The organism is Streptomyces griseorubiginosus (genome assembly GCF_017614965.1).
GTDB classification, from domain to species: Bacteria; Actinomycetota; Actinomycetes; order Streptomycetales; family Streptomycetaceae; genus Streptomyces; species Streptomyces griseorubiginosus_B.
In genome coordinates, this window is the sequence record NZ_WVUG01000148.1 from 1 (window position 1) to 20,772 (window position 20,772).

General features: G+C 68.9%; 19 protein-coding genes. 7 read left to right on the plus strand and 12 right to left on the minus strand.

The window, feature by feature from the left end:
* Nucleotides 1-297 precede the first annotated feature (297 nt).
* Together ypfJ and GRC12_RS25445 are read left to right on the plus strand one after the other, a co-directional pair.
* Nucleotides 298-1,185, plus strand: a complete 888-nt coding sequence (gene ypfJ, locus GRC12_RS25440) for a KPN_02809 family neutral zinc metallopeptidase (protein WP_208781675.1) — start codon at nucleotides 298-300, stop codon at nucleotides 1,183-1,185.
* A gap of 493 nt (nucleotides 1,186-1,678) precedes the next feature.
* Nucleotides 1,679-3,826 (plus strand): MMPL family transporter, encoded by a 2,148-nt coding sequence (locus GRC12_RS25445; RefSeq protein WP_208781676.1) that lies wholly within the window; start codon nucleotides 1,679-1,681, stop codon nucleotides 3,824-3,826.
* 37 nt (nucleotides 3,827-3,863) lie between these two features.
* Here the strand turns inward: GRC12_RS25445 and GRC12_RS25450 are convergent, their stop codons facing one another.
* Nucleotides 3,864-4,370, minus strand: coding sequence for a hypothetical protein (locus tag GRC12_RS25450; RefSeq protein WP_208781677.1), 507 nt, complete (start codon nucleotides 4,368-4,370; stop codon nucleotides 3,864-3,866).
* Nucleotides 4,371-4,493: 123 nt separating this feature from the next.
* Complete coding sequence (locus GRC12_RS45755) at nucleotides 4,494-4,763, minus strand: hypothetical protein (RefSeq protein WP_244373753.1); 270 nt, start codon at nucleotides 4,761-4,763, stop codon at nucleotides 4,494-4,496.
* A gap of 730 nt (nucleotides 4,764-5,493) precedes the next feature.
* On the opposite strand from GRC12_RS45755, the gene GRC12_RS25460 reads away from it, so the two are divergent.
* Nucleotides 5,494-5,691 (plus strand): hypothetical protein, encoded by a 198-nt coding sequence (locus GRC12_RS25460; RefSeq protein WP_208781678.1) that lies wholly within the window; start codon nucleotides 5,494-5,496, stop codon nucleotides 5,689-5,691.
* A gap of 696 nt (nucleotides 5,692-6,387) precedes the next feature.
* Here the strand turns inward: GRC12_RS25460 and GRC12_RS25465 are convergent.
* Entirely contained in the window at nucleotides 6,388-6,846 is a 459-nt protein-coding gene (locus GRC12_RS25465) for a MarR family winged helix-turn-helix transcriptional regulator (RefSeq protein ID WP_208781679.1), read from the minus strand.
* Between the two features lie 89 nt (nucleotides 6,847-6,935).
* Between GRC12_RS25465 and GRC12_RS25470 the strand changes: the two genes are divergently transcribed.
* The 4 genes from GRC12_RS25470 (at nucleotide 6,936) to GRC12_RS25485 (ending at nucleotide 12,380) form a co-directional block, all read left to right on the plus strand.
* Nucleotides 6,936-8,039 carry a substrate-binding domain-containing protein gene (locus GRC12_RS25470; RefSeq protein WP_244373754.1) on the plus strand — a complete coding sequence of 368 codons (1,104 nt, stop codon included), beginning with the start codon at nucleotides 6,936-6,938 and terminating at the stop codon, nucleotides 8,037-8,039.
* A 545-nt stretch (nucleotides 8,040-8,584) separates the two neighbouring features.
* Entirely contained in the window at nucleotides 8,585-10,282 is a 1,698-nt protein-coding gene (locus GRC12_RS25475) for a purine-cytosine permease family protein (protein WP_208781681.1), read from the plus strand.
* A gap of 311 nt (nucleotides 10,283-10,593) precedes the next feature.
* Nucleotides 10,594-11,298 carry a phosphate signaling complex PhoU family protein gene (locus GRC12_RS25480; RefSeq protein WP_308286626.1) on the plus strand — a complete coding sequence of 235 codons (705 nt, stop codon included), beginning with the start codon at nucleotides 10,594-10,596 and terminating at the stop codon, nucleotides 11,296-11,298.
* A 665-nt stretch (nucleotides 11,299-11,963) separates the two neighbouring features.
* Nucleotides 11,964-12,380, plus strand: coding sequence for a hypothetical protein (locus tag GRC12_RS25485; RefSeq protein WP_208781682.1), 417 nt, complete (start codon nucleotides 11,964-11,966; stop codon nucleotides 12,378-12,380).
* A gap of 78 nt (nucleotides 12,381-12,458) precedes the next feature.
* On the opposite strand, the gene GRC12_RS46745 is transcribed toward GRC12_RS25485, so the two are convergent.
* From GRC12_RS46745 to GRC12_RS25530, 9 genes are all read right to left on the minus strand, one after another.
* On the minus strand, nucleotides 12,459-13,658 hold the full coding sequence (locus GRC12_RS46745) for a helix-turn-helix transcriptional regulator (RefSeq protein WP_208781683.1): 1,200 nt from the start codon (nucleotides 13,656-13,658) through the stop codon (nucleotides 12,459-12,461).
* 465 nt (nucleotides 13,659-14,123) lie between these two features.
* Nucleotides 14,124-15,110, minus strand: coding sequence for an aldo/keto reductase (locus tag GRC12_RS25495; RefSeq protein ID WP_208781684.1), 987 nt, complete (start codon nucleotides 15,108-15,110; stop codon nucleotides 14,124-14,126).
* 140 nt (nucleotides 15,111-15,250) lie between these two features.
* Nucleotides 15,251-16,201 (minus strand): amidohydrolase family protein, encoded by a 951-nt coding sequence (locus tag GRC12_RS25500; protein WP_208781685.1) that lies wholly within the window; start codon nucleotides 16,199-16,201, stop codon nucleotides 15,251-15,253.
* A 56-nt stretch (nucleotides 16,202-16,257) separates the two neighbouring features.
* Nucleotides 16,258-17,844, minus strand: a complete 1,587-nt coding sequence (locus tag GRC12_RS25505; RefSeq protein WP_208781686.1) for a Na+/H+ antiporter — start codon at nucleotides 17,842-17,844, stop codon at nucleotides 16,258-16,260.
* Nucleotides 17,845-17,911: 67 nt separating this feature from the next.
* Complete coding sequence (locus tag GRC12_RS25510; protein ID WP_208781687.1) at nucleotides 17,912-18,283, minus strand: DUF2255 family protein; 372 nt, start codon at nucleotides 18,281-18,283, stop codon at nucleotides 17,912-17,914.
* Between the two features lie 86 nt (nucleotides 18,284-18,369).
* Nucleotides 18,370-18,795, minus strand: a complete 426-nt coding sequence (locus GRC12_RS25515; RefSeq protein WP_208781688.1) for a nuclear transport factor 2 family protein — start codon at nucleotides 18,793-18,795, stop codon at nucleotides 18,370-18,372.
* Nucleotides 18,796-18,818: 23 nt separating this feature from the next.
* Entirely contained in the window at nucleotides 18,819-19,835 is a 1,017-nt protein-coding gene (locus GRC12_RS25520; protein WP_208781689.1) for a zinc-dependent alcohol dehydrogenase family protein, read from the minus strand.
* 35 nt (nucleotides 19,836-19,870) lie between these two features.
* Complete coding sequence (locus tag GRC12_RS25525; protein ID WP_208781690.1) at nucleotides 19,871-20,278, minus strand: (R)-mandelonitrile lyase; 408 nt, start codon at nucleotides 20,276-20,278, stop codon at nucleotides 19,871-19,873.
* Nucleotides 20,279-20,374: 96 nt separating this feature from the next.
* Nucleotides 20,375-20,707 carry a carboxymuconolactone decarboxylase family protein gene (locus GRC12_RS25530; RefSeq protein ID WP_208781691.1) on the minus strand — a complete coding sequence of 111 codons (333 nt, stop codon included), beginning with the start codon at nucleotides 20,705-20,707 and terminating at the stop codon, nucleotides 20,375-20,377.
* Between the last annotated feature and the right edge of the window lie 65 nt (nucleotides 20,708-20,772).

A 20,772-nucleotide genomic window follows, 5' to 3' on the forward strand; every position in this document is an offset into this window, starting at 1 on the left:
CTCGTGCGGCCACACAGCGCACGCCGACGTCGTGGGAGCAACCAACGTTCTACGGGCCGGGCTGGTCCGTCGCAACGCCAACCCGGCTTAGCGAGAAGCCACCCCGTTTACGGGGTGGAGGAGTCACGACACGAGTCCTAGCTGACCTTGACGGAGACGCGGCACGGGCTGCTCGCGGCGGCCGGCTTCTTCGGAAGGCGAGGGAGGAAGAGGACGGGATGGGGATGTCCTCGTACGGGGTAAGCGAGCGGGACGACGCGGGGCGGTCCGGCGCGCTGCTTGAGAGAGGGCCAACGTATGCAATTCGACAACGATGCTGCTCTGGACACGTCCGAGGTCGAGGACGGTCGGGGAGGTGCGCTGAGCGCGATCCCGGGCGGCGGGAAGACCATCGGCGGCGGACTGGTCGGGCTCGTGGTGCTGGTCGCGTCCGTACTCTTGGGTGTCGACCCCGCCATGTTCGGTTCCGGGAGCAGCGACACGTCCTCGTCCGGCGAATCGGCCGCGGACCTTGCGGCGGACTGCCGGACCGGCGCCGACGCCAACCGCAAGGAGGAGTGCCGGATCGTCGCCGTGGTCGACAGCGTGCAGGCATTTTGGAAGCAGACGGAGACAGCCGCCGGCAAGCCCTACCAGCAGGCCCCGACGTTTTTGTTCACGGGCAGTGTGAACACCGGTTGCGGCAGGGCCACGTCCGAGGTCGGCCCCTTCTACTGCTCAGCCGATGGCAAGGTCTATCTCGACCTCGACTTCTTCAACGACCTGAGCAGCAAGTTCGGCGCCGAGGGCGGCCCGTTCGCCGAGGCCTACGTCATCGCGCACGAATACGGCCACCACTTCCAGGACCTCAGCGGAATGATCTCTCGCGGCAGTGGAAAGGGCCAGAACAGCGGCTCGGTGAAACTCGAGTTGCAGGCGGACTGCTACGCCGGGGTGTGGGCTCACCACGCGACCACCACCCCCGATCCCAGGAGCGGCAAGCCACTGATCACCGACTTGACGAAGGACGACATCAACCGCGGGCTGGACGCGGCCGCCGCCGTCGGTGACGACCGTATCCAGCAGCGCTACCAGGGCAAGGTCACACCCGACACCTGGACCCACGGCTCAGCGAGCCAGCGCCAGCAATGGTTCTCCACTGGCTACCGCTCCGGCCGCGTTGCCGGCTGCAACACGTTCAACTGACCGGGCTGACAACCACGGTACGGCGCCCGGCTGTTGGGCCCCGCTGGTGGGCAGATTGTTATCTCGCGCCACAATCGGTGGTTACCGTAGCGGCCGACGCCAAGTGGGGGTGCTGCCTCGACAGGCAGTGCGGCACCTGCTGGCCGGGCATGCGCTTCGCGGAGATGTGCGGCGACGGGACGGCGCGAGGCCATCGCCTCCCTCGACCAGGTCGTCGGGGAACCCGAGTGGGCTCATCTCGCCTGGGAGGTCACCAGCGAGCACCGCAACCACCCGGGCATGTGGGTGAAGTCCCGGAAGTGCGCCGACTGCACCGACCACCTGGAGCTGGTCGTCGAGCCCGAGTCGCACTGGCCGGAGAACGGCAGTCGTCCCCGATGGGCCCTGTGCGACACGGACTCGATCGCATCAAAAGTTATCGATCTACCTGATAGTGAAGGAAGGGTGCATAGCGCTAAACTCCCGCAACCTACAACGTGGGGAGGGCCCGGGCATGCGGCGGTGGGCCGAGTTCGTTCTGAGGCATCGCAAGGCGGTAGTGGGGTTCTGGGGACTGGTGCTGGTCGCAGGCATCCTCCTGGCCGGCCGGACGACGAACCGGCTGACGATCGACTTCTCCCTGCCCGGTCAGCCCGGCACGGTGACGGCCCACCGCATCGAGCGTGCCTTCGGCAGCGGCGGTGACACGAACCCCTATCTGGTCTCGGTCACATTCCCCGCGGGGCAGACGGTCACCGGTCACGAGCAGGACGTCGGGCGGGCGTTCGCAGCCGCCGGTACAGCCGTCCCGGGCCTACGGGTGATCGACGAGGCGAACACCGGGGACAAGGCGTTCCGGACGACGGACGACCGCACGGCCTACGCCCTGGTGTTCTACCGCTTCAACCCGTCACCCAGCCAGAAGCTGCTCACCGATCCGATCCGGTCGGCGGCGCGCCACGCCGTGCCGGCGGGGTCTGCGGTCGGCGTGACGGGGGAGGACGTCCTGGCCTCCGGTGGCGACAACGGGGGTGGGCCGGGCGTCCTCGGGGAGACACTTCTCGGCGCCGTCGGCGCTCTGGCCGTACTCGCCTTCGTGTTCGCGTCCTTCTTGGCCCTGCTGCCGCTGGTGGTGGCCGCGGTGTCGATCCTCGCGACCTTTGTGATGCTGTTGCCGCTCACCTATGCGACTGATGTGTCGTTCATCGTGCAGTTCCTGGTGGCCCTCATCGGCCTGGGCGTGGCGATCGACTACTCGCTGCTGTTCGTCACCCGCTGGCGCGAGGAGCGCGACCACGGCCGGGACAATCACGACGCGGTCGTCGTCGCGATGGAACACGCCGGGCACGCCGTGCTGTTCAGCGGCGTCACCGTCGCGATCGGTCTGCTGGCGCTGGTGGTCCTGCCGGTCCCGTTCATGCGGAGCATGGGATACGGCGGAGCCCTCATCCCCCTGGCGAGCGTGCTGACGACGCTCACACTCACCCCGGCGATCCTGGGCGGCATCGGGCCGAAAGTCGACTGGCCGAAGATCCGGCACGAGAACCGGGCCAGCCGCTTCTGGAGCCGGTGGACCGCTGCGGTGGTACGACGCCGCTGGATCGCCGCAGCCACCGCGCTGGCCGCACTGTTCGCTCTGACCGGAGTCTTCCTCGGCGTCAAGATCGGTCTCGCGTCGTCCGAGTCACTGGCCAAGAGCGGCCCGGCCTACGAGACCCTGCAGACCCTGGAGCGCGGTGGTGCGCCAACTGGCGCCCTGACCCCCATGGAGGTCCTGGTCCGCACCGACCGGGCCCGCACGGCCGCCGCCAAGTTCGCCGGCATCGACGGCGTGAGCAGCGTGTTCGTGCCGTCCGGACCGGCCGGCAACCGCGCCGGGCAGAGCATCGTCGTGGTCGTCCCCGACCACGAGACCGTGAACTCCAAGAGCGTCGGCGTGGTCAAACGGGTCAAGACCGCCGCGGACGGTCTGCCCGGCGTCCTCGGCGTCGCGGGCATCGGCGCGGCACAGATCGACTTCCTGCATGCCGTCTACGGCAACTTCCCGCTGATGCTCACCATCATCGCCCTGCTGACGTACGTCCTGCTGGTGCGCGCATTCCGCTCCCTGCTGCTGCCGCTCAAAGCGGTCCTGCTGAACCTGCTCTCCCTTGCGGCGACCCTCGGCGTGATGGTGATCTTCTGGCAGGACGGGCACGGCTCCGACGCGGTCTTCGGCATCGCGGCCACCGGCGCGATCACCTTCTGGATCCCGCTGATGGTCTTCGCGTTCCTGTTCGGACTGTCCATGGACTACGAGGTGTTCATCCTCTCCCGCATCCGAGAGGAGTACGACACCGGCCGCTCCACCGACGCCGCCGTGATCGAGGGCCTCGGCCGCACCGGCCGGCTGGTCACCAGCGCCGCGCTGATCCTCTTCCTCGCCTTCGCCGCGCTCGCCTCCGGCCCGGGCACCGATCTGAAGACGCTGGCGACGGGCCTTGGTATCGGCATCCTCCTGGATGCGACCATCGTGCGGATGTTGCTGGTTCCGTCCCTCGTTTCGCTGTTCGGCCCGTGGAACTGGTATCTGCCCGGCTGGGCGGCCCGCCTGCTGCGCGTGGCGCCGTCGTATGCGCACCCGGAGTCGGTGACGCCCGCGGCGCAGCGGCACACGAGCTGACCCCGGCGGAGCAGACGGCCGCTGTGCCGCGGATCCTTCAGGTCCGGTCGGTGGCCTGCTCGTCACTGCACGCCTCGGCCTTGGCGGAGGGCCACTGCGCCAACGAGATCATCCCCGTCACCCGGCGGATCAGGTAGTAGGCCAGAGGCAGTTCGGCGAACACGGCCAGTGCCGCCGACAGCCAGATTTCCGGGGTACCGAAGGCGAGAGACACGTCGAACCACGCGTCGCAGATCAACAGCAGGGCCGTCGCGAGCGCCGCCACGATGACGGCGCGGTGCCGCAGCCACCCGAGAAGCGCGGTGGACGCCATCGCGACCACGAGCAGGACGTCGAACCCCACCCAGGTGACGCTCCAGTGATGGACCTGGTATCCGGAGGGCAGCGTCGCCGCCAGCAGCACGGTCCAGGGGACGAGAGCGATGGCGCAGACGGTCAGCAGTTCCAGGGTGTGGCGCCGGTGCCGGCGTGCCCGTTCGAGCAGATCGCTGTCCAGAGTCGGTGCGGCGGCCCGTATGAGGCTGCCGGTCTGTGTGTCGCTCATGCTGCCCGTTTCCGTTCTCGCCTGTTCCTTGGAGACGCCGGTCGGGGCTGCTGTGGCAGGCGTCCGTTGGTGAAACAGCGGTACTGCCGGATTAATGCCCGCGGTGAGGACGGCAGGGGCGGGTCAGCGCAGGCGTGTAACTGTCACGACCGTGTGTCGCGTCGTACCCGCCAGGACCTCGACGGTCAGGCCCAGCTCAGCCGCCACGTACGCGTCACCCGCCGTCGGTCCGGCCCGTCCGCCCTTCGGCGCCCCCGTCAGGTACACGGCAGCCTGCGCTGCCAGGGGGGCGCCCAGGCGTTGGGACAGCGCCGTTCGGCCGTCCGGGAGACGCACCGCCAGCGCCCGTGGCCTGGACGGCGGCCCGGTGAAGCCGACGACGTCGGTATCCACCGTGTCCGCGTGCCGGACCTTCTTCCCGGACGAGGACCGCCCCGCCCGGTACGGCGACGATGCCCAGTTTCGCTACGGCGCCCTCGACACCGTCGGCTGAAGCGAGTTGTACCAGGCCCCCGCCGCCTCTGGATCGTTTGTCGCCGACACGGCCTGAAGTGCCGTCGGCGACGGCAGACCGGAGAGATCGTCCAGCAGCATCGCACCGTGTACGGGCGCCCGCGCACATCCGTCGGCAGCTGCAAGACGTCCCACATGATGAACAGCGCCGGATGATCCTCCGACAGCCGCCGCGTTCTCGCCGACGACGCTGCCGCCTGAGACCGCGCCGCCGCGAACGAGATCGCACCTCCAGGACGATCACGGCCTCGCCGTCCAGTACGGCCGATGGCAAGTCCATCCCCGGAAGCGATGTCCATCCACGACGCCGTGACATCCCGACCCGACCGCGCCTACAACCTCACCCTGTCCGCCAGGCGTCACAGAACTGTGCGTTGGCCATCGAGCTTGATCTCACACCGCGGCTGTTCGCCGGTCGGCAGGACCGGCATCAGCTCCGCGAGCGCGACGGGTCACATCTCGAGGGGGCCCACTGGCCACGACGTGCCATCGTTTCGATGGTGCTCGAAGGGTTGGCTGGTGTTCATAGGCGACACCTACGGTGTGGCCTAACAGTGCCGACCACAGCGAAGTTGCTTCTTGCTGGCCCGTCATCGTTCGAGGAGTCCAGATGCGTCTGCGTAAGCGCGCGATAGCCGCCCTGTTCATGAGCACTGCTGCCTTCACCGTCCTCGCTCCTCAGGCCGTGGCCGCGCCTATGCCCTGGGAGACCAGCAAGACGCCCACGGCCGTCACCCACAGCACCTCCACGCCGGTTGGCGAGGCGGGCATGGTCACCGTGCTGTGTGCCGCTGGCTGCTACCAGTAGGACGGCGATATAGCGAGAATCACGAGTACCCGTGCCGGATCCGGGTGCGGTGTGCTGGTCACCCGGCGGGGCATGCGACGGGTCAGGCGCTGGTGCTGGTGTGGCGCGCACGCCGGGCCCCCACTGCTGTACCGGGGCCATGCGCCACTTGCAGAGGGGCTGCCGCCGGGGCCGTATTCCCCGACGAGCTGTGCGCGCTGCTGGTGATGCGGGCGAATGGCAGCAACTCGTCCAGGCAGATCCCCGGCTCCCGGCGGATTGTCTCCCGGCAGGCTGCCCCGCCGCCGACGCGGAAAACTGTTCCGTGTGGTCTTCCAGCGGCTGGAGCCCCCGGCCGTCCGGAATGCGGAGGCGGTTGGGGGCTCGCTGGACCTGGGGCGGTCAGACCGTCAGAGGAGGTAGTACGACTCGCTGGACAGGAGGGCTGCCCACGGGAGTTCGGTGGACTCCTCCAGCACCGTCCGGGAACCGAACCGTCCCCGGCCACCGACTGGTCGAGTCCGGGAAGAGGCCGGAACAGGGCTTCAGCGCCAGGCCGGGGGCCAGGCGTATCGCCTGTGACTGCTGCTTCCGGAGCGTATGGGCGGGGGTTTGACGACCGCCTTCACCGTTTCGACGGGGTGTGATGACGTGCGGCGGGAAGGCGGGGAGGGCCAAAGCCACCAAGCGCACACCCGCGCAGGTCTGGACTGGCCTTCAGCCCTGCGGCCGTCTTGGCGCTGCGGCAGGCAGCCCGTCCGCAGTCGCTGTGAGCACGGACAGCAGCCGGGCGAGTTCTCCCTGGTCGTCCACGGCATCGAGGAGCCGGGCCTGGTCGGCGTAGACGCGTCGCGCGGCGCGGTCGTGGAGGATGCGGCCCCGGGCGGTGAGGTACAGCAGAACGCGGCGACGGTCATCAGGATCCGGGCGACGGTAGACCAAGGTGCCGGCGACCATGCGGTCCACGAGCTTGGTCAGACTGGGCGCCGGCATGAGGACGTGCTCGGCAATCCCGGTCATCGGATGGCCCAGGCCGTCGGCTACGGCCGACAGGACACGCCACTCCTCCACCGAGCAGCCCTCCTCCGCCAGCACCCCCGCCAAACGCTGCACCAGCCGTCGCGCGGCATGGCTGAGCAGATGGGCGAGGTCCGGGGAGGAGGGTTCGGACGGCATTGCCTGTGTCCTTCCACTAGGTCTACTGTTCGGGCAGATTACGAGCCTCCGCGAGGGCGCCGGGGCCCGGACAGGGATCCGCGCGCCCCATGCCCTCACGGAGGTGGTCTGTGCAGCCGGTGCCGCCCAGAGGGAACGGCGAAGCGAGCACCACGCTGGTCGTGGCTCTGGTCGTGCCGTTGCAGGGGCCGGCGGGAGTCTTCGGCCCCTCGTGCGAACTGGCCGCGCAGCTGGCCATGGAAGAGCTGAACGCCGCGGGCGGTGTGCTGGACCGGGAGGTCCGGTTCGTCACGGTGGACGGCGGGGGACCGCCCGAGCAGGTGGCCGCCGAGGTCGAGGCCCTGGTGTCGCTGGGCGCCGTCGACGGAGTGCTGGGCTGGCACACTTCGGCGGTGCGCCAGGCACTGCTGCCGCGGATCGCCGGCCGTGTGCCCTACGTCTACACGGCCCAGTACGAGGGCGGCGAGCGTACCCCCGGAGTGTTCCTGACCGGCGAGACCGACGCCGCTCAACTGCTCCCGGCGATGCGGCTGCTGGCCGAGGCCACGGGCGCGCGGCGCTGGTGCACGGTGGGCAACGACTATGTGTGGCCGCGCGTGACCGCCCGTACCGCGCGTCGGTACGCCCGGGCCTGTGGCGGTCTGGTGCGGGACGAGGTTTTCGTGCCGCTGGGGACGCACGACTTCGCGCCGGTCCTGCGCCGGATCGAGCGGAGCGAGGCGGACGCGGTTCTGATGCTGCTGATCGGGAACGACGCGGCCCGCTTCAACCGGGCGTTCGCCGCGTACGGCCTTCACCAGCGGTGTCTGCGTCTGAGCAGTCACATGGACGAGAACATCCTGCTGGCCACCGGCGCCGAGGGCACCGACGGGCTGTGGGCTACGGCCGGTTTCTTCGAGACCCTCGCGACCGCCGAGAGCCTGGACTTCAGCGCCCGATACGCGGCCCGGTTCGGGGTGCACGCACCCGTCGTGGGGAGTCTGGGCGAGTCGTGCTTCGAAGGAGTACGGCTGCTGGCGGCACTGGCCGAGCGCGCGCGGTCTCTGGAGGTGCGGGCGATGTGCGCGGTGGGAGACACGGTGTCCTACGAGGGGCCGCGGGGCGTGCTGCGGCTGGACGGCAACCATCTCGCCCAACGGCTGTATCTGGCCCGGGCAGACGCCTTCGACTTCCACATCGTCGCCCAACTCTGACCCCTCGCCCTTCAGTTGGCGCCGGTCAGCACACCCAGCAAGTTGCTGTCCTGCGTGGCCGTTGACAATAGCCTGACACGGAAATACTTTCTATGGGAAGTATCAAGCGAGGGCAGGTGCAGGCAGGTCACCACCGCGACCGCGCCGCTCTGGGCACCCGCTGTCCCGCGTCCCTACCGGGAGGCGCGAGACGGGCACCGACGAGGCCGTCGTCAGAACGTACGCAATCACGGAATTCCCCTGTCTCCTCAAACAGCCCCCCGCTCGCCCGACCGTTCGGCAGGGAATTACTGCCGGAGTCCGTGTGGCCCAACCGCAGCCCCGGAATCGCAACAAAGTGACCAGGTCAGGGGTATGCCGGGACACCCGAAAGGGCCTTTTCCAATTCCCTCCGTCTTATTTTCTACGCGTGTCACATAAAGGCTAGTTAAAGATATTTCCTTTAAAGGACGCGAAACGCTCAAGAAACACTGGGACCTGACTCTTCCGTGAAAACACCCGGGGTCATCCGGGTTGTGGCCCTGCGTGCGGAAGAGGGAAGCGTCGTGACGGAGATCGTCGACAAGGAAGCGCCGCCGGCGAGTGCGGGCGGCCGGACGTACAACAACTGGGCGCAGAACGACACGTTGGAGGACTACTCGCTGCGCTACGCGCCGAAGTCCTTCCGCCGCTGGACGCCTTATGTGGTGGCCACGACGGCGCTGGGCGGCATCGCGTATCTCGCGGACTTCGCCATCGGCGGCTCGATCGCCATCTCCAACGGCTTCTCCAGCGCCATGGTGGCCATCCTCGCAGCGGCAGTGGTCATCTTCCTGACGGGCATCCCGATCTCGTACTACTCGGCGAAGTACTCCATCGACATGGACCTGCTGACCCGCGGCGCGGGCTTCGGATACCTCGGGTCCACCCTCACCTCGGTGATCTACGCCAGCTTCACCTTCATCTTCTTCGCCCTCGAAGGCTCGATCATGGCGCAGGCCCTGGAGCTGGGCCTGCACATCCCGCTGGCCGTCGGGTACTTGATCTGCTCGCTGATCATCCTGCCGCTGGTGATCTACGGCATGACGGCGCTGTCCAAGATGCAGGTGTGGACGCAGCCGGTCTGGCTGGTGCTGATGGTCGCGCCGTTCGTGTCCATCGCCATCCAAGAGCCGGAGAAGTTCTCGCAGTTCACGCACTTCGCCGGCAACTCTCCCACGGGCTCGAGCATCAGCATGCTCGGCGTCGGCGCGGGCGCCGGCGTGGCGCTGTCGCTGATCGCGCAGATCGGCGAGCAGGTCGACTACCTGCGCTTCATGCCCGACAAGACGCCCGAGAACAGCAAGAAGTGGTGGGGCGCCGTGCTCAGCGCGGGACCGGGCTGGGTGGTGCTCGGTGCGGCCAAGCAGATCGGCGGGGCCTTCCTCGCCTTCTACATCGCCGGCAGCGTGGGACTGTCCAAGGCCAACGAGCCCATCCAGCAGTACGTCCACGGTTTCAAGACCTTCGCCGCGCCCGTCGCGCTGGGCCTGGCCACGTTCTTCGTGATCCTCTCCCAGATAAAGATCAACTCGACGAACGCGTACTCGGGTTCGCTGTCCTGGTCGAACTTCTTCTCCCGGCTGACCCACCGCCACCCCGGCCGCGTGGTCTACATCTTCCTCAACGTCGGCATCGCCCTGGCCCTGATGGAGGGCGGCGTCTTCGGCTTCCTCAACACGGTGCTCGGCTTCTACTCCAACGTGGCCATCGCCTGGATCGGCGCGGTCGTCGCCGACCTCGTCATCAACAAGCCGCTGAAGCTCAGCCCCTCGTACATCGAGTTCAAGCGGGCCCACCTCTACAACTTCAACCCGGTCGGCTTCGGCTCGATGCTCATCGCCTCGGCCGTCTCCATCGCCGCGTACTTCGAGGCGTTCGGCGACTACGGCAAGGCGTACTCCCCCTTCATAGCCCTTTTCCTGGCCATGGCGCTCTCGCCGCTCTTCGCGGTGCTGACCAAGGGCAAGTACTACATCGCCCGTGTCGACGACCTGGAGGAGCCGCTGCTCGGCCCCGACGGCCTGCCGTCAGCAGTCACTCTCACCTGCACCGTGTGCACCACCGACTTCGAGCGACCCGACGTGGCCAACTGCCCCTTCCACTCCGGGGCGATCTGCTCCCTGTGCTGCAGCCTGGAGAAAGACTGCCACGACTCCTGCAAGAGCCGTGCCGGCACCGGACCGGTCGCCCTCGCCATGCCCACCGTCCGATCCGCGGACTGACCCCCACCTCACGCCTGTTCGTACTCGGCTCCGGCCCGCGCCCTTCGGCACAGGCCGGAGCCGATGTCGTCAGGCGTCGCTGCCAGTCCTACTCCTATGGAGATGTGGCCAACGGGCAGCTCCGCCGTTCGACCCTCCCGGCGAGATTGAGGCAACGGAAGCGTGGGAGGAGCACGAGCGCACACCGGCCTCGACCGCGCACCCGCCCGGGGTGGGGGCGCGGGTCCGGCCGGCTCACGCTGGGTATCCCTCGGGCACACTGAGCGGTGTGCGAGCTGGCAGCCGGTGAAGACGGGGCTGTCGACCGGGCGGTGAGGACGGGATGCGCGAGGCGTAAGGAACTGGAGTCGATCGGCCAGTCGCTGGTGGAGACGGCGAACCTGGTCGGTTCGGCCATGGGCCGGGCCACCGGCGCCCTGCTGGACGCCGACCTCCAGCAGGCGCAGAGCGTCACCTCCACCGAGGAGCAGGTCGAAGCGCTGCAGCGGGAGTTGGAGGAGCGCGATCGCGGTGCTGGCCCGTCATCAGTCGCTCGCCACGGACCTGCGGTCACCTCGCTGCGGATGAGCGCGGACCTGGAACGCTGCGGCGTTCTGGCGCAGCATGTGGCCACGGCGGCCCGGCGGCGCCATCCCCAGCACGCGGTGCCGGATGATCTGCGCCGCACGCTTTTGGAGATGGGTCAGCTCGCCCAGCGGCTGATGGCCCAGGCCGCCGAGGTGCTCATCACCCAGGGCATCGAGGCGGCCCGGCAGTTGGAGCAGGACGACGGCCCGATGGACGAGCTGCACCGCATGATCTCCCATCACCTGATGGACCTGGCGGCGTCCTCACGTTCAAGAAGCCCGACAGCTGGCACGAGCCCGACGTCACGACCGCCACGGACACCACCCGCTACGGCACAGCCAGCGACGGCCTGGGACCGGATGCACCCCCGGCTCACTCACCGCGGCCCCTGGCTGAACCACTCGGCGAGGTATCGGAAGGGTCCGATAGGCGCTGGCGCGAAGACCTAACAGGTGCCGACGAACTCGCCGATAGCCGGGTGGAGGGCTGTGCGTCTGACCCTTTCACGTCGCGCACCCTCACCTCGGCGCTTTGGGTGCGGCAGCAGGGCCGTGCCACGCAGATGCGTCGGCTCCGCGGTGGGACAGGGTTCGTCGTCCAGGGTTCCCACGCCTGCTACGGCCAGTGCTGCTGTTCCGACGGCCGCTGTGGCGAGCAAGGCGCGCAGGGTCCCCCGTCTGCTGGGGATTGCCGCTTTCCGGTTTCCCGGTTCGGGTGTGGAATGGCGCGCGTGCCACTCCCAGTGCGCCGGCCCGCCGCATCAGGCCCTGGGGCGTGGCGGCGTCGGTGGTCAGGAGCGGATGAACACGTCGGACGTAGTCGGCCTGCCCCAGAAGGGATTTGGGTAGTTGCTTCAGATTCCGCGCGCTCTATGAGACACCGCATGACGGGAGCAGCGAACGGCAGTCTGAAACCGACAGCGCCGCTTCGCCGGCACCATCCGTCGACACCTGGAGTGCGGAGCCGGCCCGCGGACGCACGCTGAAGCGATGAGCCTCGGACGCCTTGTTCTAGTTTTAGGCGAACAGTTGGTCTGACGTGGGGACGGAGGATTGTGGGACCGACAGAGGAACGCCCGCCGACGAGTCCGGGGCGCAGGGCCGCCGCCGTCGTCGTGCCGTTCGTGGTGGGGGCGGCGGCCGTGCTCGTGACCTACCTGCTGTTACGCGACCGGATGCCGCAAAGCATGGCGATCCACGCCGGGCCGGGTGGTCCCGACGGCTACAGCTCCACCGGCTCGGCAGTAGCCTCCTACGTGGTGGTCTTCCTCGTCGAGGCTGTTCTGTTCCTGTTCAAGGCGTGGCCCGATGATGAGGACGAGGCCATGCCAGGTGCCATGCGTACCCTCGCTGCCGTGGCCTGGGCGGTCGCCGCCGCCACCGTTTACCTGATGTGCGCCCTGCTGACGGCGGCCACCCACTCCCCGGACGGCCGCAATGTCACTGTGCCGGTCTACCAGTTCGTCATCGCACTCGCCCTCGGCGCCGCCATCGTGCTCGCCGTCTGCATCCTGTTCCGGAGGAATCGGTGAGCCATCCGCGAGGGTTTGGGTGTCGCGCGGGCCCTGTGCGCGGGGGCTCGCGGACTTCTCGCCAGCCCTGACCGCCGCTCACAAGCGTGCCGCGCGGCCCAGGGCAGCGGCTTCTCCCCGGGTGCGTACGCCCAGTTTGGAGAGGATCTGCCGGACGTGGAACTTGACGGTGTGTTCGGTGACGTGCAGCCGCTCGGCGATCTGATGGTTGGTCAGGCCGCGGACGAGTTCCGCCATCACCGTGAGTTCGCGCGGGCTGAGTTCGCGCAGCAACTCGACGTCGGTGCTGGGCGGCAGGGCGAGCGGGAAGCGGGCGGTGATCGTGGTGCCCCAGCCGGGAACGGTTTCCACGCTGTAGTCCCCACCGAGAGGGGTCAGACGTTCACGCAATCGGTATTCCGCCTGATTCAGCGGAAACTGGGAGCAGTCACCGTCGTCCCGGACGTCCACCGACAGTTGGCCGTCGTTCACCTGCCAGGCCACACGGATCCGACGGGGGTGGGTGTGTTCCAGCATGACGAGCACGCAGCCGCGGGCCACGGCGGTGGCCGCCTGGCCCACCGGGGCCGGAAGGAGCCTGTCGGCGGTGGCAGGGGGCACCGTCTCCAGTTCCACCTCGGTGTGGAGCACCAGTGGCCGCAGCTGCTCGGTGAGCAGGGAGAAGGCGCGTTGGACGGTGCATTCCTGGGCGGAGGAGGCGGCCTGCAGCGCGGTGAGGGCGGTGGAGGCCATGTCGGTCGCCGCCTGGCGGGCCCGGGAGTCGTCCAGCTCACGGGAGCGCAGGGCGGCGAGGAGCGCCCTGAGCGTGGCGGCGTGGGTGTCGCGGGCGAGGAGGAGCTGCTTGGCGTGCTCCCCGGCGAAGAAGCGTTCCGCCGCGCTGGTAGGCAGGGATTCGAAGCGGGACAGCAGGGCCGCCGCGACCTCCCATCTGCGCTGCACCACCGGGTAGGCGTGCTGCGCCTCGGCGGCGTCGGCCAGGACGAGCAGGCTGCCGGGTGCTCTGGGGCCGGCGGTGGCCGCCACCAAGGCTGGGCGGGTGGTGCCACCGAGGGTGACCGGCCTGTGCCAGGGCTGACCGGGTACCGCCGCCGCCTCCAGCGCTGCCAGTTCGGCGGTGCTCGGCTGGTGGTCGCCGTCGTGGGGCGTGACGCTGATCCGTCCGGCGACCAGGACAGCGGCCCAGCGGTGAGGGATCTCGTCGCGGACCACTGCCGACAGGCGCGGCAGGATCTCGTCGGCGGCTGCTGTGGCCAACTCCAGTGCCCAGTCTCCGACCACCGTGACCTCCTACTCACTCGGCTGGTTGCAACTCTCCCAGAGAGCACTCCGGCTCACCTCGGACGGGAGTGATCATCGTTTCACCGCTAGGGTGGCCCTCCCGAGTCGGCGGTTGGCCGATGACACCTGTTCAGTCCCCCTGATGTGGATGCAGGGTTCTGCTGGTGGGCCGGCCCCCTGGCAGGGCACGGCGCACGGCAGGCCGGGGCCGGGAAGCGGTCCCTCGTCAAGGGGACCACCGTGCTGCACGCGGAGGGCGGTGAGGCGCTGGGGCCGGGCTTCGGCCCGAACTGGATGGAGGTGGTGCCCGACTTCGTCACGTCATGGGGCGTTGACGCTCCCGCGGTCCGCCCGCGGCACCCGACAAAGGCTGAACGCAGCGCCGGGGAACGTCGGTTCACGCGGTGGCCATGACGTCACCACCCCTGCTCGTCACCGTGGCCACCACTGGTGCGAACCGGTCCGCTACCTGTTCACCAGGGACATGTGGTGCTCGTTGTAGCGGTCTCCCTTGATCCCGATCCGGCCTGCGAGCTCGTTCAGGTCGGCCAGTTCGTCGGCGGAGAGCGCAACCTCAGTGGCACCGGCGTTCTCCTTGATGCGCGCGCTGCGCCGGGTTCCCGGAATCGGAACGATCGACGGATGCTGGGCGAGTAGCCAGGCGAGTGCGAGCTGTCCCGGTGTGGCGTCCTTGCCCCGCGCTAGTGACGTGATGTGTTCGACGAGAGCCTGGTTCGCCGCCCGGTTCTCGGCTGTGAACCGCGGAATGGTGGTGCGGACGTCGTCGGCCGCGAACGGTGTCGAGGCGTCCACCGCCCCGGTCAGGAATCCCTTGCCGAGCGGGCTGAAGGGCACGAAGCCGATGCCGAGGGCCGTGCACGTCGGCAGGACCTCCGGCTCGGGATCCCGGGTCCACAGCGAGTACTCGCTCTGCACCGCCGTCACCGGGTGGACGGAGTGGGCCCGCCGGATGGTCTCCGCACTGGCCTCCGAGAGCCCGAAGCAGCGGACCTTGCCCTCCTTGACAAGCTCGCCCACGGTGCCCGCGACGTCCTCGATCGGCACCTCAGGGTCGACGCGATGCTGGTAGAAGAGGTCGAGCCTGTCGACCCCCAGCCGGTTGAGGGAGGCGTTGGCGACGGAGCGGATCTGCTCGGGCCGGCTGTTCAGTCCGACGGAGGCACCGTTCTCGATGCGGAAGCCGAACTTGGTGGCGATGACCACTTGGTCCCGCAACGGAGCCAGGGCCTCTCCGACGAGTTCCTCGTTGACGTAGGGGCCGTAGACCTCCGCGGTGTCGAAGAACGTGACGCCCCGGTCGACGGCTCCACGGAGCACGGCGATCATGTCGCTCCGATCACCGGGGTTCGGGCCGTAACTCTGGGACATGCCCATGGCGCCGAGGCCGATGGCGGAGACCTGGAGGTCGCGTCCGAGAGTTCGTGTGTGCATTCTTCCTCCTGCACATTCTTGATGAGTCGGTCGTTCGTGTGCGTGTTTCTGCAATTTCGCCGCGCCGGCGACCGGATCCACCCTTGGGAGAAACGTGTTCACCGTCAACGCGTACGCCGCTACGTCCGCGACCGAACCGCTCACCCGGACCACAGGCGCAGGGCGTTCGCTGTGGTGAGTGATCGCCAGGTGGCGCCTTCCGTGGGTGGGTCGGCCTTGTCGATCGCCGCGATGTGGGCGTCGGCGAGCGGCGGGGGCGTCCAGCAGTAGTCGCTGCCGAACAGCACACGATCGGGGTCCACCAGCTTCAGCAGTGCGGGAGCCTGGCGTGGGAAGGCCGTACCCGCCAGGTCGTAGTACAGGGCGCGCAGTTGCTGCACGGCGTCGAGCGGGGGTGCCTCCTGCGAGGGCACGAAGAGCCGCATGAACTCGTTGATGCGGTCGGCCAGGACCGGGATCGCGCCACCGCAGTGCGGGACGATCACCCGCAGGTTCGGATGGCGGGTCAGGACGCCCGCCATCACCAGGTCCGTGACCGTGCGGGCCGTGTCGAAGATGTACTCGACCATCGGGCGCGGCCGGCCGAGCGCGGACTGCTCCCAGCACACGGGGGAGGTGGGGTGCAGGAAGACCACGGCCCCTCGGCGGTCCAGCTCCGCGAACACCGGCTCCAGGCGTGCGTCACCCAGGTACACACCCTGGGAGTGGGTCAGCAACGCCACGCCGTCGGCGCCCAGTTGGTCGAAGGCGTAGGCGATCTCCTCCAGCGCGCCGTCCACGTCCGGCAGGGGGAGCGAGACGAAGGTGCCGAAGCGGCCGCGGTGGTCGCGGGCCAGTTCGGCGGTGTATTCGTTGACGCGGCGGGCGAGGAGGCGGGCCGCCTTGTCGTCGCCGAAGTGCACGCCGGGGGAGGACAGGGAGAGCATTGCGGTCTCGATGCCACCCCGGTCCATCAGATCCAGATGGTCCCGCACGGACCACGACGGCCAGCCGCCCATGCCGTCGGGGTGGGCGTGGCCCGCCGCGGTCGCCTGCTCGACGTAGAAGTCGGGCAGGAAGTGGGCGTGAACGTCGATGAGACCGGAGGTCATGGCTGGGGATCCCTTCCCGTGCGGCTCGGGTTGTCGAGGTCGGCTGTGCGTTGCCGCTACTCCACCTGCTCGCCTCCGGCCAGCCGGACCTCTTCGTTGTCCAGGGCCGCCTGGAGCCGGCGGAGCACGGTGTCGTCGATCCGCGCCTCGTCTCTCAGCCGGACGACGGTCGCGCGCTTCGTGGAGATGAGGGCGAGGCGGAGGTCGGTGTAGTGGCGGTTGTGGAGCAGGGCTGGATCGTCGTCGGTGCCCGCGCCCCGGGCCCGTACGGTCGCCAGGTTGGCCTCGTACTCCTGGCGCAGCCACTCCGCGACCTTGGGGGTGGTGCCCAGTTCGGCCGCGAGCCGGGGGAGCGCCTTGATGGCCTCCTCGGTCGCCGTGGTCTCGGCGAGGATCTGCTCCTCGTCGACGGAGGTGTCCTGGGGCAGCCTGGCCCAGCGCACGACGCCCGGCAGCAGCAGACCCTGCACCACGAGGGTCACCACGATGACTCCGGAGGTGACGAAGACGATGAACGCCCGCCCGGGAAACGGCTCACCCGAGTCGAGGGTCTGGGGGACCGACAGCGCCACGGCGAGTGACACCGCGCCTCTGAAGCCCGCCAGGCCGCTGACCACGCGCGCCCGGTCGCTTATTCTGCGCAGGCGCTGCTCGGGGCGCCGGTCGAGCGCGCGGATCAGGTAGGCGGAGGAGAAGAGGAACGCGAACCGGACCGCGACCAGGACCACGCTGACCACCCCGATGGCGATCAGGGCGTCCCTGAGGTCGGACCGGCTCAAGTGCCGCAGTGCGTACTGCAGTTCCACTCCCACCAGGACGAACAGCGCGCCGTTGATGATGAACGTGGCCAGCGGCCAGAAGGCCAGTGCCTGGCGGCGGTGCTCGGCCCGGATGAGGCTGGGCGCGACCTGAGCCATGATCAGGCCGCTCACCACGACCGCAAGAACACCCGAGGCGTGGATCAACTCGGCCAGCAGATACGCCGTGAACGGCGCGAGGATCATGACGAGGTTGCCGTGCAGGGGATCGTCCAGTCGGCGGCGCAGGTTCATGTTGACCCAGGCGACCGCGACACCCACCGCGGCCCCACCGCCGTACGCCAGCAGGAACAGCGCCCCGACGTGCGGAAGTGTCAGGTGCTCCTCGCCCACGGTGATGCCGACCGCCAGGCCGTAGATCACCAGCGCGGTGCCGTCGTTGACGAGGCTCTCCGCCCGCAGGACCGTGATCTGCCGGCGCGGCAGGGAACCCGCCAGGGCACTCACCGCCGTGGCGTCGGTGGGTGCCACGGCCGCGCCCAACGCCCAGGCCGGTCCCCACGGCAGGCCGAGCGCGTGCCCGGCGACCGCCACCGCCGCCGCGGTGAGGATCACCAGCACGGTGCTGAGCAGGACGATGCCGCGCAGGTTCGTCCGGATCTCCCGCATCGACGTGGTCAGGCTCTCCCAGTACAGCAGGACCGGAAGGAAGAGCAACAGCACGACTTCGGGCGGGAGTTGGGTCTGGCGGACGGCCGGGACGAGGCCGATCAGGGCGCCCAGGACCAGGAGCACGACGGGCGGGGCGATTCGGAAGCGCTGCCCCAGGAAGTTCCCTGCCAGCACGGCCGCACCCAGGACGACGACGAGTTCGAGACCGAGCATGACACTTACTCCGGTGCTGGGCCGGCCGGCGGTGGCGGCTCGGCGGCTTGGTTCGGGATCGTCCTGGTCATCGGGGCAGCAGCCGCAGCGTCGTAGCGCGTGCGGCCACCATGGGACCGACGTAGGCGTCCCCGAAGCGGCCGTACTTGCTCCGGTACGCCGTGTCGATGCGGTCGTTGGTCCCGTGGTCCGGCACCTCTTCGAAGGTGACGTCCTTGTCGACGCCGCCGGAGCGGACGTGTCCCACGTGGGTCGCGACGGCGGTGCGCCACCAGCCGCCGTCGGTGCCGCGGAAGGAGCGGACGTACAGGTCGTCGCCGTCGCGGACGACCCAGATCGGCACCGGTGCGCGCAGCGCGCCGTCACGCCGGACCGGGGCCATCTCCAGTTCGTCGGCCCCGGCGATGCGCTCGAGTTCGTCGCTCGTCCAGGTCGTCATCGGTGTCTTCCAATCCTTGCGATCCGGGGGAGGGGGAAAAAAGACGCCCCGTCAAGTGCGTCGAGCGGGTCGTCGGAAGCCCCGTGTCAGGTGGGCGTGGCGCTGGACTGCTCACCGAGGTGAGCGCGGGTGATGCCGAGTGAGTCCTCGAAGACGCGGTAGTCCATGATCAGTCCGTCCGTGACGGTGAAACGCATGATCATCTCGCTGTTGAGCGCCTGCCCCGAGGGGTGGAACCGGGAGGTGTACCGGCCCGGTGCCAGGACGCGTCCGTCCGCCTCCACCATGGTCCCCAGTTCGAATGCGAGCGGCTCGACGGCCGCGAAGAGCGCGCTGAGGGACTGCCGGATCCCTTCCGGCCCGGTGCGGCTCCCGGCCCAGGCGGTCAGAGCCGGATCGCCCGGGATGGTCCAGGTCGCGTCGGGTGAGAAGAGAGACAGGATGTGCTCCATGTCGCGTGCGCCGAAGGCATCGAGGTACGCCTCGACGGTGACGATCGCCTGGCTGGTCATGGCTGTCGGGCCGTTCTCCCCGGTCACGGACGCAGCAGCGTCTTGATGGCGCGGCGCTCGTCCATGGCCTTGTAACCCTCGGCGGCCTCGTCCAGGGGAAGGGTGAGGTCGAAGACCTTGCCCGGGTTGATACGGCCGTCGAGGACGCGCTCGATCAGGTCGGGAAGGAAGGCGCGCACCGGGGCGGGGCCACCGCGCAGGCCCACGTGGGAGAAGAAGAGCTCCTGGCCGTCGATCTTCGTGCCGTGCGGGAAGCCGACGAAGCCGACGTTGCCACCCGGACGCGCGGACTGAAGACCCTGGTGCATGGATTCCTGGGTGCCGACGCACTCGAGCACCGAGTCGGCACCGATGCCGTTCGTCAGTTCCTTGACGCGTGCGACGCCTTCCGCACCGCGCTCGGTGACGATGTCGGTGGCGCCGAACTCCAGGGCCAGCTTCTGCCGGGACTCGTGCCGGCTCATGGCGATGATGCGCTCGGCGCCCAGTTCCTTGGCGGCGATGACCCCGGACAGGCCAACCGCGCCGTCGCCGACGACGACGGCGGTCGAACCGGGCTTGACCTCGGCGGCCTTGGCGGCGTACCAGCCGGTGCCCATGACGTCGGACAGGGTCAGCAGGCTCGGGATCATCTCCTCGCCCGGCTGCTCGGGGGTGGTGACCAGGGTGCCGTCGGCGAGGGGGACGCGCAGGTACTCGGCCTGGGCGCCGTTGACCCACTGTGCGTGCTGGCAGGAGGTGTGGTAGCCGGCCTGGCAGATCGGGCAGGTGTTGTCGGAGGCGACGAAGGAGCCGATGACGAACTGGCCCGGCCGGACGGTGGAGACGTCGCTGCCGACCTCCTCGACGATGCCGACGTACTCGTGGCCGATCGGCTGCGGTTCGGCGACCGGCAGGACGCCCCGGTAGCTCCACAGGTCGGAGCCGCACACACAGGCGGCGACGGTGCGGATGACCGCGTCCGTCGGCGCCGTGATCTTCGGCTCGGGGGCGTTCTCCACCCGGATGTCACCGGGCGCGTGAATGATGGTTGCTCGCATGGTGCTTCCCCAGCTCTCGTCGTGTCTTCGTGATGTCAGGGGTGGACACGGGTGGTGACGCGCGCGCCGTTGTAGACGTCGTCGGTAACGTGTTCGAGCCAGGTGGTGTCGTCCGTCTCCCAGAGGGCGAGATGGGTCATGAACCGGTCTGGCGCGGCGCCGTGCCAGTGCTCTTCACCGGGGGGCGTGTGGACGTTGTCGCCGGGGTGGGCTTCGACGATGTCGCCGCCACGGGACTGCACCAGCGCGATGCCCTCGACGATGTAGAGGGTCTGGCCCAAGGCGTGGGAGTGCCAGGCGGTGCGGGCGCCAGGAGTGAAGCGGACCATGTTGGCCCGTATGCGGGAGGGTTCCTCGCCGCGGTGGATCACGTCGGCGTAGGCGTCGCCGGTGAACCACTCGGCGGGAAGCTTCATGGTCGGAGGCTGCTTCAGCAATTCCATGGAGTGTCGTCCCTCTGGGGTTGTGCTGCCGCCGGGCCGTGCGGCGGAGGTGTGTGGGGAAGGTCGTCAGGTGGGAGGGGTTCGGGCGAAGCGGCGTCAGCCGGACTGGTCGCGCTTCTCCACGATCTCCTTGAGCTGCGTCATCGCGGTCATGGCGTTGGGCCATCCGGCATAGAAGGCCAGATGCGTGATGACCTCGATCAGTTCGTCCTTGGTGACACCGTTCTCCAAGGCCTTGCCGAGGTGGAAGCCCAGTTGGTCGGTCCGGTACAGGGAGGCCAGAGCGGTGACCGTGACGAGGCTGCGGTCTCGCGGGGACAAGCCCGGCCGCTCCCAGATGTCACCGAACAGGACGGTGTCGGTCACCTCCGCGAGCTTGGGGGCGAACTCCTGGATGGCCGGCGGCGCGAACTTCTTCCGTTCGGTCATGAGGTGGTGCTCCTGGCGGTTTTCGGGTGGGGGGACTGTGCGCTGCCCGGTCTTCGACCGGGGGC